This is a genomic window from Mycobacterium sp. TY815, assembly GCF_030755135.1.
Lineage (GTDB): Bacteria > Actinomycetota > Actinomycetes > Mycobacteriales > Mycobacteriaceae > Mycobacterium.
Genome location: NZ_JAUFRX010000003.1, coordinates 620,428 through 636,456, shown reverse-complemented (window position 1 = coordinate 636,456; position 16,029 = coordinate 620,428). Strand labels below are relative to the sequence as shown.

At 68.7% G+C, this 16,029-nt stretch carries 12 protein-coding genes; 4 read left to right on the top strand and 8 right to left on the bottom strand.

Features of this window, described 5'->3' with window-relative positions; translation table 11 throughout:
* Positions 1-2: 2 nt before the first annotated feature.
* From QXK92_RS28655 to QXK92_RS28620, 8 genes are all read right to left on the bottom strand, one after another.
* On the bottom strand, positions 3-1,079 hold the full coding sequence (locus QXK92_RS28655; RefSeq protein WP_306247466.1) for a virulence factor Mce family protein: 1,077 nt from the start codon (positions 1,077-1,079) through the stop codon (positions 3-5).
* Positions 1,066-2,121: an MCE family protein gene (locus tag QXK92_RS28650; protein WP_306247464.1), complete on the bottom strand. Its 1,056-nt coding sequence runs from the start codon at positions 2,119-2,121 to the stop codon at positions 1,066-1,068. The genes QXK92_RS28655 and QXK92_RS28650 overlap by 14 nt, the downstream gene beginning before the upstream one ends.
* Entirely contained in the window at positions 2,121-3,323 is a 1,203-nt protein-coding gene (locus QXK92_RS28645) for a virulence factor Mce family protein (RefSeq protein ID WP_306247462.1), read from the bottom strand. The genes QXK92_RS28650 and QXK92_RS28645 overlap by 1 nt, the downstream gene beginning before the upstream one ends.
* A 5-nt stretch (positions 3,324-3,328) precedes the next feature.
* Positions 3,329-4,171, bottom strand: coding sequence for an ABC transporter permease (locus QXK92_RS28640; protein ID WP_306247460.1), 843 nt, complete (start codon positions 4,169-4,171; stop codon positions 3,329-3,331).
* A gap of 44 nt (positions 4,172-4,215) precedes the next feature.
* On the bottom strand, positions 4,216-4,980 hold the full coding sequence (locus QXK92_RS28635; protein WP_055581978.1) for an ABC transporter permease: 765 nt from the start codon (positions 4,978-4,980) through the stop codon (positions 4,216-4,218).
* Positions 4,981-5,077: 97 nt separating this feature from the next.
* The gene (locus QXK92_RS28630) at positions 5,078-6,163 is read right to left on the bottom strand and encodes an IS630 family transposase (protein ID WP_306239861.1); all 1,086 of its coding nucleotides are present in this window, start codon (positions 6,161-6,163) and stop codon (positions 5,078-5,080) included.
* Positions 6,164-6,300: 137 nt separating this feature from the next.
* Positions 6,301-7,206 (bottom strand): 3-oxoacyl-ACP reductase, encoded by a 906-nt coding sequence (locus QXK92_RS28625; RefSeq protein ID WP_306247458.1) that lies wholly within the window; start codon positions 7,204-7,206, stop codon positions 6,301-6,303.
* Positions 7,207-7,231: 25 nt separating this feature from the next.
* Positions 7,232-7,423, bottom strand: coding sequence for a ferredoxin (locus QXK92_RS28620; protein WP_055581977.1), 192 nt, complete (start codon positions 7,421-7,423; stop codon positions 7,232-7,234).
* Positions 7,424-7,638: 215 nt separating this feature from the next.
* On the opposite strand from QXK92_RS28620, the gene QXK92_RS28615 reads away from it, so the two are divergent.
* The 4 genes from QXK92_RS28615 (at position 7,639) to QXK92_RS28600 (ending at position 15,914) form a co-directional block, all read left to right on the top strand.
* A complete protein-coding gene (locus QXK92_RS28615) occupies positions 7,639-8,820 on the top strand; it encodes an acyl-CoA dehydrogenase (protein WP_306247456.1) in 1,182 nt (393 codons plus the stop codon).
* 25 nt (positions 8,821-8,845) lie between these two features.
* Positions 8,846-9,931, top strand: a complete 1,086-nt coding sequence (locus QXK92_RS28610) for an acyl-CoA dehydrogenase family protein (protein ID WP_306247454.1) — start codon at positions 8,846-8,848, stop codon at positions 9,929-9,931.
* Between the two features lie 99 nt (positions 9,932-10,030).
* Entirely contained in the window at positions 10,031-11,533 is a 1,503-nt protein-coding gene (gene fadD17, locus QXK92_RS28605; RefSeq protein WP_306247452.1) for a long-chain-fatty-acid--CoA ligase FadD17, read from the top strand.
* Positions 11,534-11,717: 184 nt separating this feature from the next.
* Positions 11,718-15,914, top strand: coding sequence for a PE family protein (locus QXK92_RS28600; protein ID WP_306247450.1), 4,197 nt, complete (start codon positions 11,718-11,720; stop codon positions 15,912-15,914).
* The last annotated feature ends 115 nt before the right edge of the window (positions 15,915-16,029 follow it).

The following is a 16,029-nucleotide window of genomic DNA, read 5'->3' as shown; positions in this document are numbered from 1 at the left end:
GATCATGGTGATTTCGGCCTAATCGTCCACCGTTCCTGGATCATGCCGCGCAGGTAGTCGGCGAAGCTGTCCGGCAGCTTGCCCGGCTGGAAGACCGCGTCGAACATGGTGGCCACCAGCGGCGCCGGGATGGCGCCGAAGACGTTGACGTTGAAGCCGGGACCGGAGCCGACCACCTCGCCCAGTGTGGTGGCGTACGTCGGCAACCTCTTGAGTGCCTCGGTGATGTAGTCGCGGCGCTCGTTCAGGTTGGCCAGCACCTGGTTGATCTTGGTCAGGGCGGGACCGAACTCCTTGCGGTTGTCGTTGACGAAGCCGGACAACTGCGCGGACACGTCGTCGATGCCGGAGATCAGCGCGCTCAACGCGGAGCGGCGCTCGTCCAGCGCGGCGAACAGTTGATCGCCCTGGTCCACCAGCTTCTTCACCTGCCCGGCACGGTCGGACAACACCGCCGTCACCGACTTGGCGTGCGCAAGCAGACCCTGCAGCGCTTCGTCACGGCTGTTGAGGGTGCGCGACAGGGTCGTCACGCCGTCCAGCGCGCCGCGCAACCCGGGGGTCGCGTCGTGCAGCGTCTCGGTGAGCACGTTCAGCGCGTGTTCGAACTGTGGCTTGTTGAGGTTGTTCGCGTTCTGCCCGAGGTCCTCGAGCGCGCCGGCCAGGGTGTAGGGCGTGGTGGTCCGGCTGAGCGGAATGGTGGTCGCGTTGCCCGAGCCGCCGGGGCTCACCGAGATCGAACGCTCGCCGAGGATGGTGTCGGTGCGGATCGCGGCCAGCGACTGGTCGCCGACGACGACGTGCCGGTCGACGCTGAAGGTGACCTTGGCGGTGTCACCGGCCAGTTCGACGTCGGACACCTTGCCCACCTTGACGCCGGAGACCAGCACGTTGTTGCCGGGCGTGATGCCGCCCGCGTCGCTGAAGTACGCCGTGTAGGTCTTGCCCTGCGGCCAGAACGGCAGCCCCGAGTAGCCGAAGGCGATGAGGACGACGAAGGTCACGACCGCCAGGCCGATGATGCCGGTGCGGAGCGGATCCTGGTCGCGCTTGCTGCCTGGCTTCTTATTGCTTGGCAAAGGCGCACCTCCCCTTGCTGGAATCCACCTGGCCGCCGAGGCCCAACCGGATGTCGGAACCCGCCGGCCCGTTGATCTTGATCGTCACCGAGCAGAAGTAGATGTTGAAGAACGACCCGTAGGTGCCCAGTGCCGCCAGCCGCAGGTAGTCCTCGCCGAGTTGCTCGACGTCGTTGTTGATCTCGGCTTTGCGGGTGTCGAGCTCGGTGGCGAACGGCCGTGCATTCTCCAGCACCCCCTGCAGCGGGCGGCGCGAATTGCGCAGCAGCTCAGTGAGATCCGTGACGGTCGAGGCCAGCGGCGGGATGGCTCCGGCGATGGTGTCCTTGTTCTTGGCCAGCCCCTCGATCAGCTGCTGCAGCTGGTCGACGCTGGCCGAGAACTGGGCGCTGCGCTGGTCGACGGTGCCCAAAACCGTGTTGAGGTTGGTGATCACGTCGCCGATCAGCTGGTCGCGCTTGCCCAGCGCGTTGGAGAAGCTGCTGGTGTCGGCGAGCACGTTGGCCAGCGCGCCGCCCTGACCCTGCAACAGTTCGATGACGGCGCTGCTGATCGTGTTGATCTTGTCGGCGTCCAGGCCTTTGAGCACCGGCTTGAGCCCACCGAGCAGCGCGTCGAGATCGAGCGCGGGCTGGGTGTGCTGGGAGTTCATCGTCCCGCCGGGCGGCAGCTTGCGCAGTTCACCGGGGCCGGAGGTGATCTCCAGGAACCGGTCGCCGACCAGGTTCTCGTAGCGGATCACTGCGCGGCTGGATGAGTACAGCGTGTAGCGGGCGTCGACACCGAATTCCACGTCGACGGTGTTGTCGGGGTTGAGCTTCACCCCGGACACCGCGCCGACGGGCACACCGGCGATACGCACCTTCTGGCCACCCTTGAGCTTGGAGGCGTCCAGGAATGTGGCGTGATAGGTGTTCTCCGAACCGAACCGGAAGTCGCCGAACACCACCACCAGGGCGGCACTGGCCAGCACCATCGTCACGACGAAGATGCCGACCTTGATCATCATCGACCGGTGCGACGGCATTGCTCCGGAGGCCATCAGAAATCGTCCCGCTCTGCGAAGGCGCCATGGAAGAGGAACTGCAGGGTCGACGGCGCGTCGAACTGCAACTCGGTGAACGGCTCGTAGGGGATGTTCGCGTTGTCGGTGACCAGGAACGGCGCCCGGTAGTACGACCCGCCGGTCTGCTTGGTGGGGATGTCGGGCAGGCCGCGGCAGTTCGGGCCGCCGGAGGCGTTAACGTTCGGCAGGCTCTCGGGATACGTGTAGGCCGGGGCGCCGATCACGAAGCTCGACGAGGTGAACAGGCCCGCCTTGCGCACGCCGATCAACGGGGCGAACTCCTTGATGCCGCGGTCGATGCCGGCGAGCAGGCAGCCGAACTCCGGCGAGTAGTCGGCCGCCACTTTCAGCGGGGCCCGCAGCCGGTTGATGGTGTCGATCAGGTTCTGCTCGGCCGGCGCTAGTGTCTCGTAACCGTTGTTGGCCAGACCGATTGCGGCCAGCAGCGTGGTGTTGAGGTTGGTCTGCTCGTCGACGACCGTCTTGCTGATCGTCGGGAGATTCGCGAACACCGTGTTCAGATCGGGCGCGGCGTCACCGTAGATGTTGGTCACGATGCCGGCCTTGCGGAAATCCTCCTGCAGTGTCGGCAGTTTCGGATTCGCTTGGCGCGTCAGCGTATTGAGTCCGGACAGCAGCGCCCCCAGGTCGTCGCCGTGGCCGCGCAGGCCTTCCGACAGCGCGCTCAGGGTGCCGTTCAACTCGACCGGGTCGACTTTGTGCAGCAGGTTGGTCAGCGACTGGAACAGCGTGTTGACCTCTAGCTGTACCGCGGAGGCCTCCACCGTGGCGTTCGGGCGAATCGACGTCGGCGACGGGCTCTGGGGCGGGATGAACTCCACCGACTTGGCACCGAAAATCGTGTTGCCCGCGATGTGCACCGTGGCGTTGGACGGGATGAAATGCAGGTCGTCGCTGTAGATGGCCAGCTTGAGGCGCGCCTGGTCGCCGCTGTAGCTGATGTCTTCGACCTTGCCGATCTGGATGCCGCGGAACTTGACCTTGGCACCCGGCTCCATCACCAGTCCGGCGCGCTTGGACGCGACCGTCACGGTCTGGGTCGAGGTGAATGCCGCGGTGTAGGACAGGTAGGTCAGCACCGCCGCCGCCACCATCAAACCAGCGAGCGTCGCCGCGGCCAGTCGGCCCGCGGTTCGTCGTGATCCTATGCCTGCCATAGCCCTTACCCCGAGAGGTTGAAGTTGCCGGACGCCCCGTATACAGCGAGCGAGATGAGCAGGGTGATGACGACGACGACGATCAGCGAGGTGCGCACCGCCTGGCCGACGGCAATGCCCACGCCGACCGACCCGCCGCTGGCGTTGTAGCCGTAATAGGTGTGCACCAGCATGACCGCGATCGACATGGCGATGGCCTGCGCGAACGACCACAACAGGTCCGAGGGGATCAGGAAGGTGTTGAAGTAGTGGTCGTACAGGCCCGCGGACTGTCCGTTGATGAACACCGTCGTGAAGCGGGCGGCGAAGAAGGCGGCCAGCACCGACAGTGAGTACAGCGGGATGATGGCCACCAGTCCCGCGATCAGCCGGGTCGACACCAGGTAGGACACCGAGTGCACCGCCATGCATTCGACGGCGTCGATCTCCTCGGAGACCCGCATCGCACCCAGCTGGGCGGTGGCGCCGGCGCCGATGGTGGCGGCCAGCGCGATGCCGGCGATGACCGGGGCGACGACGCGAACGTTGAGGAACGCCGAGAGGAAGCCGGTGAGCGCCTCGATACCGATGTTGCCCAGCGACGAATAACCTTGCACGGCAATGACACCGCCGGAGGCCAGCGTGAGGAAGGCCGCGACGCCGACGGTGCCGCCGATCATGATCAACGCACCGGCGCCCAGCGTCATCTCGGCGATGAGGCGGATGGTCTCCTTGCGGTACTTCGTGACGGCGTTGGGGATGTAGCGCACGGTTTCGCCGTAGAACAGCGCCTGCTCGCCGAAGTTGTCGACCGGCGCGGCGAACCTCGAGAAGAAGCGCTTGAAGCGGAGTGTGGCGTCGTAGCTCATCGCATCTTCACCATCGCTCGTTGGCCGTCATCTGTTACCCGCACCTACTTGGCCGAGATTCTGACGCCGATGGCGGTCATGACGACGTTGATCACGAAGAGGCAGATGAACGCATAGACCACCGTTTCGTTGACGGCGTTGCCGACTCCCTTGGGTCCGCCCTTGACGGTGAGGCCGCGGTAGCAGCCGACCAGTCCCGCCATCACTCCGAACAGCAGCGCCTTGACTTCGGCGAGGATCAGCTCACGCAGCCCGGTGAGCACGGTCAGTCCGTTGATGAACGCGCCCGGGTTGACGCCCTGCAGGAAAACGGAGAACGCGTAACCCCCGGACAGGCCGATGATGCAGACCAGTCCGTTGAGCAGCAGCGCGACCAGGGTGGAGGCCAGCACGCGGGGCACCACCAGTCGCTGGATGGGATCGATACCGAGGACCCGCATCGCGTCGATTTCCTCGCGGATGGTGCGGGCACCCAGGTCCGCGCAGATGGCGGTGGCACCGGCTCCGGCCACCACCAGCACGGTGACGATCGGGCCGAGCTGCGTGATGGTGCCGAATGCCGTTCCGGCGCCGGACAAGTCGGCGGCGCCGATCTCGCGCAGCAGGATGTTCAGGGTGAACGCGACGAGCACCGTGAAGGGGATGGACACCAGCAGGGTGGGAACCAGTGACACCCGCGCGACCATCCACGTCTGGTCCAGGAACTCCCGCATCTGAAACGGACGCCGGAAAGCGGCACGTGCGGTCTCGATCGACATCTCGAAGAAGCCGCCGACAGCTCGGGCCGGAACGGCAACTTTTTGCAACAAGCCCGGGTCCCCCAATCTGTTGCTCGCGGCGAAGTTCGGTCTGCCCTGAACACACCGTTGGATGACTCGTTGCTTGGTGTGAGCCGGCTCATACTAACTAGTGTCCTGAGTCATTAATTCTGGTGCAGTAGTTGCCGATGCTGGCTAGGATTTGGTCGGCGGTCTTGGTCCAGACGTAGGGGCGGGGGTTGTCGTTCCAGCTTTGAATCCAGGCGCGGATGTCGGCGTTGAGTTGGCGTACCGAGGTGTGGGTGCCGCGGCGCAGTTTCTTGGTGGTCAACTCGGCGAACCAGCGCTCGACGAGGTTGAGCCATGAGGAGCTGGTCGGGGTGAAGTGCAGGACGAATCTGGGATGGGTTGACAGCCAACGCTTTACCGCTGGGGTCTTGTGTGTTGAGGCATTATCGAGCACCAGGTGAACATCGAGGTCGGCGGGGACTTCGGTATCGACCTTTTTCAGGAATGCCAAGAACTCCTGGGACCGGTGACGGGCGTGCAACGAGCCGATCACCTGACCAGAGGCCAGGTCCAACGCGGCGTACAAACTCGAGGTGCCGTGCCGAACGTAATCATGGCTGGCCCGCGCGGGCGTGCCGGGCAGCATCGGGAACACCGGCTGAGTGCGGTTGAGCGCTTGGATCTGGGTCTTCTCATCAACACACAGCACCAGTGCGCGCTCCGGCGGATCCAGATAAAGCCCGACCACGTCGCGGACCTTCTCGACAAACAGCGGATCCTTGGACAGTTTCCACGAATCTTGTTTGTGCGGGGCCAATCCGAACGCCCGCCAGACCCGCGAGACCATCGACTGACTCAACCCGAGATGCTCAGCCATCGACCGCGTCGACCAATGCGTGGCATCCCGCGGAGCGCTCTCCAGCGTCTTGGTGATCAGCGCCTTGATCTGCTCGTCACCTACGACCCGAGGCCGGCCGGGACGCGGTTCGTCGAGCAGGCCGTCACAGCGCAACTCCACAAATCGGTTTCGCCACCGCTTGACCGTTGACCGCGAGATCCCCATCCGAGCGGCCATGTCGGTATTGGACTCACCATCAGCAGCCGCCAACACAATTCGCGACCTCAAAGCCAACCCCGCCGCACTGGTCCGACGCCGCGCCCACCCCTCCAACTCGGCACGTTCAGCATCGGTCAACTCGATCACGGCAGCCTGCGGATTGGGCACAACTCAGTTTACCAACTGAGCCGTAATTAATGACTCAGGACACTAGAACAAGTTCTGAGTGTCGATGAAGCTCGAAAAATTTTGTGGCAATTATGCCTAGCTGGTATTTCCCCTCTACCTGTGTCCGGTACGGCGGGTCAGTCCATCAGACCGGTGGCGGCGAAGTTCACTTCGGGGTCGCGGTCGGCGAAGTAGCCCTGCAGCGTCTGGCTCAGTTGCGCCGGATCCCAGGCCGCGCCGCCGGCGTCGAACTGGTGCTCGGCGGTGGGCGCCGCCACCAGAGTGACGCGCGGACCGTAGACGATGAACACCTGACCGTTGACGTCGGCGGCCGCCGGCGAGGCCAGGAACTGCACCAGGCTCACCACGTGCTCGGGCGACAAGGGGTCGATCTCGGCGTCTTCAGGTGCCGCGCCGAACACGTCGGCCGTCATCGCGGTGCGTGCGCGGGGGCAGATCGCGTTGGCGCACACGCCATATCGGCCCAGCGCCCGGGCCGCCGACAGGGTCAGGGCGGTGATGCCGGCTTTGGCGGCGCCGTAGTTGGCCTGCCCCACCGGGCCGACCAGACCGGCCTCTGAGGAGGTGTTGACGATGCGGCCGAAAACCCGGCCGTCGCCTTCCTTCGCCTTGCTGCGCCAGTAGGTGGCGGCGTTGCGGGTCAGCAGGAAGTGTCCGCGCAGGTGCACGGCGATCACCTGGTCCCAGTCCTCGTCGCTCATGTTGAACAGCATCCGGTCGCGGGTGATGCCGGCGTTGTTGATGACGATGTTCAGGCCGCCCAGACCGTCGGCCGTGGCGACGAGTTCGTCTGCCGTCTCGCGCTTGCTGATGTCGCCGGCCACCGCCACCGCCTTGGCGCCCGCCGAGCTGATCTCGTCGAGGACGTCGGAGGAGTCCAGGCCGGAGGCGATGTCGTTGACGACGACGGTCGCACCCAGCCGCGCCAGGCCGATGGCCTCGGCGCGGCCCAGGCCCGCGGCGGCACCGGTCACCACCGCGACCTTGCCGGACAGATCGGTCGCGTTCGTAGTGCTACTCAATTTATGAATACCTCTAGTTTCTTCGTCAGTCCTCGCGCAGCAGTGCCGCCCGCGGGCATTCCGCGATCGCCTGCTCGGCCAGATCCTCCTGATCCGGCGGAATGGGATCGGTCTTCACGACGGCATAGTCCTCGTCGTCCAGGTCGAAGATATCGGGTGCAATTCCCAAGCACACCGCGTTACCTTCGCACCGGTCACGGTCGACGATCACTCGCATGGCACCCTCCTTGAAACCTGGGCTGGAGTAGGGAAACACGCCTGGTCCAAACTCGATCAGTATCCAGCACCACCCTAGGGCCCTGATACGGATGACCATAGGGTCGCTGGATTCCCAGACTAGAACGTGTTACAACCGGGAGAACGAATGGGTGGCCGCCGGCGTGGTTTCGGTGCCCGCCCACAGAGACGATCGCTCGATCGGAGGCGGCGGGAATGCGCATCAGTTACACCCCCGAACAGGAGGAGCTGCGTCGCGAGCTGCGGTCCTACTTCACCAAGCTGATGACACCGGAGCGCCGTGAGGCGCTGAGCTCGGTACAGGGCGAATACGGCACCGGCAACGTGTACCGCGAGACCGTCGCGCAGATGGGCAAAGACGGGTGGCTCACCCTGAACTGGCCCAAGGAGTACGGCGGTCAGGACCGCGAGCCGATGGACTCGCTGATCTTCACCGACGAAGCGGCGATCGCGGGCGCACCGGTGCCGTTCCTGACGATCAACAGCGTGGCCCCGACGATCATGGCCTTCGGCACCGACGAGCAGAAGAAGTTCTTCCTGCCCAAGATCGCCGCGGGCGAGCTGCATTTCTCCATCGGCTATTCGGAGCCGGGGGCGGGCACCGACCTGGCCAACCTGCGCACCACCGCGGTGCGCGACGGCGACGAGTACGTGATCAACGGCCAGAAGATGTGGACCAGCCTGATCGCCTACGCCGATTGGGTATGGCTCGCGGTACGCACCAACCCGGAAGCCAAGAAGCACCGCGGCATCTCGATGCTGGTGGTGCCCACCACCGCCGAAGGATTCTCGTGGACGCCGGTGCACACCATGGCCGGTCCGGACACCAGCGCCACCTACTACACCGACGTGCGGGTGCCGGTGACCAACCTGATCGGCGAGGAGAACGCGGGCTGGAAGCTGGTGACCAACCAGCTCAACCACGAGCGGGTCGCACTCGTCTCGCCGGCCCCGATCTTCATGTGCCTGCGCGAAGTTCGGGAATGGGCCCAGAACACCAAGGACGCCGGCGGCGGACGGCTCATCGACTCGGAGTGGGTGCAGCTCAACCTGGCCCGCGTGCACGCCAAGGTCGAAGTGCTCAAGCTGATCAACTGGGAGCTCGCGTCTGCGTCGAGTGAAAACCTTTCCCCCGCAGACGCTTCAGCGGCCAAGGTGTTCGGGACCGAACTGGCCACCGAGGCCTACCGGCTGCTCATGGAGGTGCTGGGCACCGCGGCGACGCTGCGTCAGGACTCCCCCGGCGCCCTGCTGCGGGGCCGGGTCGAGCGGATGCACCGGGCGTGCCTGATCCTGACGTTCGGCGGCGGCACCAACGAAGTCCAGCGCGACATCATCGGCATGGTTGCCCTCGGGCTGCCCCGGGCCAACCGCTGAATTTTCCGGCAGGAGAAGGATATTCATGGATTTCTCGACAACCGAAGCCGCACAGGACCTCGGCGGACTGGTCGACACCATCGTCAACTCGGTGTGCACGCCCGAACACCAGCGCGAGCTGGACAAGCTTGACCAACGCGTCGACCGCGACCTGTGGCGCAAGCTCGTCGACAGCGACATCCTGACCAGCGCGGCCGCCACCCAGGTGGGCGGCGACGGTTTCGGCGTCCTCGAACAGGTGGCGATCCTGGTCGCGCTCGGCCACCAACTGGCGGCGGTGCCGTATCTCGAGTCGATCGTGCTGGGCTCGGGCGCCCTGGCGCGGTTCGGTTCCGAAGAGCTGCAGCAGAGCTGGGGCTCCGACGCGGTGCGCGGTGAGAAGATTCTGACGGTCGCTTTGGACGGAGAAATGGGCGACGGGCCGGTGCAGGCGGTCGACGGCCGGCTCACCGGAAGCCGAACCCAGGTGTCCTACGGCCCTGCCGCCGACGCGTTCCTGGTGCCCGCTGAAACCGATTCCGGCACAGCGGTCTTCCTGGTCGCCGCCGACGACCCCGGGGTGACGGTGACGCCGCTGCAGACCACCGGGCTGGGCAGCGTCGGGCACCTGGCACTGGACGGTGTTGCGGTGGACGACGCGCGCCGCGTGGGTGGTGCCGAGGTGGTGCTCTGGCTGCGCACGATCTCGACCCTGGGCCGCAGCGCCTACCAGCTCGGTGTGCTGGAGCGCGGTTTGCAGATGACGGCCGAATACGCCCGCACCCGTGAGCAATTCGACCGCCCGATCGGCAGCTTCCAGGCGGTGGGTCAGCGGCTGGCCGACGGCTACATCGACGTCAAGGGCCTGCGGTTGACGTTGACCCAGGCCGCGTGGAAGGTCGCCGAGGACATCCCGGCCGAAATCGACGTGGCGTCCGCGGCATTCTGGGCGGCCGACGCCGGCCACCGGGTGGCGCACACGATCGTGCACGTGCACGGCGGTGTGGGTGTCGACACGGATCACCCGGTGCACCGGTACTTCCTGTCCGCCAAGGAAACCGAGTTCGCGCTGGGTGGAGCCACCGGGCAGCTGCGGCAGATCGGACGCGAACTCGCGGAGACTCCTGCTTAAAGGCGTGGGCCCGGCCCCGCTCCGGCGAGCGTGAAGCCAGCTTCACAGTCGACGTCGAACGTGAAGCCAGCTTCACATTCGAGATGAAGAGGAAGTGACGTGAGCGAACCCACGGTCACCGCACTGCTGCGACCACTGGCCGAAATCGACGACCGCGGCGTGTATTTCGAGGATTCCTTCACCAGTTGGCGGGAACACCTGCGTGACGCTGCGGCCCTGGTGGCGACGGTGCGGGAGCGCCTGGACCCCGCCCGGCCGCCGCACGTCGGCGTGCTGCTGGAAAACACGCCGTTCTTCTCGGCGGTGCTAGTCGCGGCCGGACTGTCCGGGATTGTGCCGGTGGGCCTCAACCCGGTGCGCCGCGGCGCGGCGCTGGCCCGCGACATCGGCCATGCCGACTGCCAACTGGTGCTTGCCGATACGAATTCCGCTGCGGCGCTGGACGGGATCGAGCACCTCAACGTCGACTCAACAGAATGGGCCGATGAGATCGGCGCTCACCGAGACGCCGATCTGGAGTTCCAATCCGCTTCTCCAGCAGACCTTTTCATGCTGATCTTCACTTCGGGAACCAGCGGCGAGCCCAAGGCGGTGAAGTGCAGTCACGGCAAGGTTGCCGGCGCCGGCTTGGGAATGGCGCAGCGCTTCCGGCTCGGCGCCGACGACGTCTGCTATGTGTCGATGCCGCTGTTCCACTCCAACGCGGTGCTGGTCGGTTGGGCGGTGGCAGCGGCATGCCAGGGTTCCGTGGCGCTACGGCGCAAGTTCTCGGCGTCCGGGTTCCTGCCCGACGTACGACGCTATGGCGCCACCTACGCCAACTACGTGGGCAAGCCACTGTCCTACGTGCTGGCCACCCCGGAGCAGACCGATGACGCGGACAACCCGTTGCGGGCCGTCTACGGCAACGAGGGCGTGCCGCGCGACATCGAGCGGTTCGCCTCCCGGTTCGGCTGCCGCGTTCAGGACGGCTTCGGATCAACCGAACTCGGAGTGGCGATCGCCCGCACCCCCGACACCCCGCCGGGTTCGCTGGGTCCGCTGCCGGACGGCGTGGAAATCGTCGACCCGGAAACCGGCGCGCCCTGCCCGCCGGGTGTCGTCGGCGAGCTGGTCAACACCAAAGGCGCCGGCGGTTTCGAGGGTTACTACAACGACCCTGACGCCGAGGCCGCCCGCATGGCCGGGGGCATCTACCACAGCGGTGATCTCGCTTACCGGGACGACGCGGGCTACGCCTATTTCGCCGGGCGACTCGGTGACTGGATGCGGGTGGACGGTGAGAACCTGGGCACCGCCCCGATCGAACGGGTGCTGCTGCGCCATCCGTCCGTGACCGAGGTCGCGGTCTACCCGGTGCCGGACCCGGTGGTCGGCGACCAGGTGATGGCGGCCGTCATCCTGGCACCCGGCACGCAGTTCGACCCGCAGGAGTTCCGGACGTTTCTGTCCGGGCAGACCGATCTCAGCCGCAAGCAGTGGCCGTCGTACGTACGGGTGAGCGCCGGCCTCCCCGGCACGATGACCTTCAAGGTGCTCAAGCGTCAGCTCTCGGCCGAAGGCGTTGACTGCGGCGAACCGGTATTTCAGATTCCCCGTTGAGCTGACGACCAGGGCTCCTGACAACCCCTCTCAGCAGCCGAAATGCACGATTTCTCGCTCAGATCGCGCTATTACGCGTGAATCCAACAACGCGCTGTGGAGACGCGATACGATCCGCGCCTAACACTTGCATCGCTGCTTGCCTGGCCGCCGCCGGGCCGCATTATTTCTTGCGAGGTGCCGGATGTCATACCTGCTGGTAATGCCGGAAACAGTGACGTCGGTGGCCACGAATCTGACCAGCCTGGGCTCGACCATCAGCGCCGCGACCCAGGCGGCCGCAGCTCCTACCACGGGGCTGGTGTCGGCCGCCGCCGACGAGGTGTCGACCGCCATCACCAACCTGTTCGCGCAGCACGCGCAGGGGTACCAGATGCTGGCGGGCCAGGCGGAGGCTTTCCACCAGCAGTTCGTGGCGGCGCTGACCTCCGGTGCGAACTCGTATGCCGCCGCCGAGGCGGTCAACCTCCGGCTGGCCGCGGCCGCTGCGACCGACCCCATCCAGGCCTTGCTGTCCCGCCCGATCATCGGAAACGGAGCCAACGCCACGACGCCGGGCGGCAACGGTGGCGACGGCGGGTGGTTGTTCGGTAGCGGCGGCGCCGGCGCTGCGGGAGGCCCGGGCCAGCCCGGCGGCAACGGCGGCTCGGCCGGGTTGTTCGGCAACGGCGGCTTCGGCGGCGCCGGTGGCAGCGGCGGGGCCCGCGGCGGTAACGGCGGAAACGGTGGCCTGCTGTTCGGCGCGGGCGGTGGCGGCGGCATCGGCGGCGTCGGCGCGGCCGGCGGCGGTCTGGGTGGTGCCGGTGGCACTGGGGGCAACAGCTCGTGTCTGTTCGGCGGCGGCGGTGTCGGGGGCGCCGGCGGCCAGGGCGGCGCGGGCGGCGGCACCGGCGGCCACGGCGGCGACGGCGGCAACGGGGCGTGGCTGTTCGGCACCGGCGGCAAGGGCGGCGCCGGTGGCATCGGCGCTCCGGGTGCCGTCGGCGGAGGCGGCGCCGGCAACGGCGGCACCGGCGGCAACGGCGGGGCCGGCGGCCTGTTCATGAACGGCGGCGACGGCGGTGCCGGCGGCCAGGGCGGTGACGGCGGTGCCGGCAAGGCCAGCCTCGTCGTCGGCGGCACCGGCGAAAACGGCGGTTTGGCCGGCAACGGAGGGGCCGGTGGACAAGGCGGCGCGGGCCCGGTGCTGTTCGGTCACGGTGGCGCGGGTGGCGCCGGAGGCCAGGGTGGTACCGGCGGAAGCGGCGGGCAGGGCGGCGCCGGTTCCACCGTGATCGCCGCCGGCACCGGCGGTGACGGCGGCAGCGGCGGCGCCGCCGGACCGGGCGGAAGCGCAGGGGTCTCCGGCACGCTGTCCAACGCAGGGCTGTCCGGCGGCGTCGGTGCCGGCGGTACCGGCGGGACCGGCGGACAGGGCGGCACGGGCGCCGACGGGGCCGCCCAACTGGTGGCCGGCAAAGACGGCAACAACGGCTTCGCCGGTGGCCAGGGCGGCAAGGGCGGGACCGGTGGTGCCGCCGTCACGGGTGGCGTTGCCGGCAACGGCGGCCTGGGCGGCGCCGGCGGACAGGGCGGCAACGCCAGCGCGGGAGCCGACGGGGCGGCAGGCGGTAACGACGGCGGCAACGGCGGGATCGGCGGCAAGGGCGGTGTTGCCGGTGCCGGCGGTTCGGCAGGCACCGGTGGCGGCGGCAAGGCCGGCGCGACCGGCGCCGGTGGCAACGGCGGCCTCGGCGGAGACGGTGGCAACGGCACCACGGGCGGCAACGGCGCCGACAACTCCGGCACGGCCAACGCGGCCGGTGGAGCCGGTAAGGCGGGCGGCAACGGCGGTAGCGGCGGTGCCGGTGGTGGCGCCGGTGGCGCCGGGGGCACCGGCGGCACCGGGGGCACGGGTGGCGACGGCGCGGGCGGCGGCACCGGCGGACATGCCGGCAACAACAGCACCAACTCGCCGACCGGCGGCATAGGCGGCGCGGGTGGTGCCGGCGGCGCTCCGGGCGCGGGCGGGGCAGCGAACGGTGGAACCGCGGGTGCCCTGGGCAAGGGCGGTAATGGCGGGCTGGGCGGTGACGGCGGCGGTGGCGGCAGCGGCGCCAACGGCGTCGGCGGCGGCGCCTCCGGCTTCGCGGGTGGCGACGGCGGTGCCGGCGGCGGCGGTGGCGCCAACGGCCTCAACGGCGGGCTCGGTGGCAGCGGTGGGAAGGGCGGCGCCGGCGGTAGTGGCGGCACCGGCGTTGCCGGGGGCACGGGCAGCACGGGCACCGGTGCCGCACCGGCCGGCGGCACTGGTCAGACCGGCGGTGACGGCGGGAACGGCGGTGCGGGCGGCGCCGGCGGTAGTGCCGGCGGCCCCGGGGGCAGCGGCGGAGCCGGTGGCGACGGCGGCAAGGCCGGCAACGCCGGCAACGGCGGCCAGGGGGGCAATGCCGTCCAACCCAACAGTGGCGTCAACATCGCACCGAACGGCGGCACCGGGGGCACCGGCGGAAACGGCGGCATCGGTGGCACCGGCGGGACCGGCGGCGCCGCGGGCGCCGGAGGTTCCGGGGGCGCCGGCGGCAACGGCGGAAACAGCGGCGACGGCGGCAAGGGCGGCGGCGGCGGCAAGGGCGCGCCGGGCGGCATCCTGGACACCGACGCTGCAGCCGGTTCCGGTGGAGCCGGCGGTCAGGGCGGCAATGCCGGCAATGGTGGCACCGGCGGTACCGGTGGTGCGGGCGCGACGAAGGCGCCCGCCGGCAACGGAGGCAACGGCGGCAACGGCGGTAACGCGGGCAGCGGCGGCAACGGCGGCCTCGGTGTGTCCGGCGGTAACGCCCTGGCGGCGTCGGGCAGCGACAGTGCCGGTGCCGGCGGCGACGGCGGCAATGCGGGCGTGGCCGGTAACGGCGGCGCCGGAGGCAAGGGCGGTAACGGTCTCACCGGCGGTTCCGGCGGCGCCGGCGGCAACGGCGGTACCGGCGGTACCGGCGGCATCGGCGCGAACGGCGCCGATGGCACCAACAGTTTCAATGTCTCGACCGGGCCGACATCGAACGCCGGCGACGGCGGTGCCGGGGGCGACGGCAGCAAGGGTGGCGGGCCTGGCGCCGGCGGGGCCGCCGGCGGCGCTGGCGGTAATGCGGGCAACGCGGGCAAGGGCGGCAACGGTGGTGCCGGCGGTCAAGCCGGCAACGGCGGCAAGGGCGCCGACGGCATAAACCTCCCGGTTCCGCCGACCTCAACGGCCGCGACAGGATTGCCTAACCCGGGTAACCCGGGTGGAACCGGGACAAACGGCGCCACCCAACTTCAGCAGGGCGGAACGGGCGGCGCGGGGATCGACTTGACGAATACCAACGACAACCAGTTCGCCTTCGCCGGAAACGCCGGCGCCGGCGGCACCGGCGGGCAGAGTGCGCCCGGCGGCACGGGCGGTGCCGGCGGCAATGCAACCGAATCCGGCAAGGGCGGCACGGCCGTCGGCGGCATCGGGGGCAACGGTGGGGCCGGCGGGGCCTTTGGCGCCGGCGGTAAGGGCGGCGCCGGCGGCACGGCCACCGCGAACAACGACAACGGGGTGGCTACCGGCGGCAATGGAGGCAACGGCGGCAACGCCACCGACGGCACCGAGACCATCAACCCCCCCGTCGGGCCGCCCATAGTCAAATCTCTCGGCGGCAACGGTGCCGCGGGGGGCAATGGAGGTAACGGTGGGGACGCGTCAGCGACTGGGACAAACGGCAAAGCGACCGGCGGCAATGGCGGCGACGGCGGCAACGGTGCCAGCGGTGGCATCAATGCGGGTAGAGGCGGCACCGGTGGCCTCGGCGGCCGTGGCGGGGACGGCGGCCTGAATGGCGGAAGCGGAGCCGTGGGGGGCGCGGGAGGCGTCGGTGGTGACGGCGGCAAAGGCGCGGTCGGTGGCAACGGCGGCAACGGCGGCAACGCCGGTACCGGCACAGGCGGGGCCGGTGGATCCAGCATCAACGGCACCGCCGGTGACGGCGGGGCCGGCGGAACCGGCGCCAGGGGCGGCGACGCTGGCGCTGGCGGTAACGGCGGTGCCGGTGGTCAGAGCGGGGGCGCTGGCGGTACAGCCGCGAATGGCGGCGCTGGCGGGTCCGGCGGTACAGGGGGTGCGGGTGGCACCGGCGGCAACGGCGGTTCCGCAGGACTAGGTGCCGGTGGCATCGGAGGTATAGGCGGTACCGGCGGCGACAGCGGGGCCGGTGGCACCGGCGGGAGCGGCGGGCTATCGGGAAGCAGTACACAGGGTCAATCGGGCATCGCCGGTGGATTGAGCAACACGGGTACGGCCGGCGTCGTCACAGCCGGTGGAGCCGGCGGGGCCGGGGGTGCTGCCGGTGCCGGAGGCTCTGGCGGCATTGCCGTTTGACCTCTTCACACATCGAGGTGCTGACGGGGTTAAACCGGACCGAATTCCAATAACGAGGGAATCGCGGACCTCAAGGCTGCAGCGAGTCAGGCGGGGCGTCTGAGCTCGGACCGGA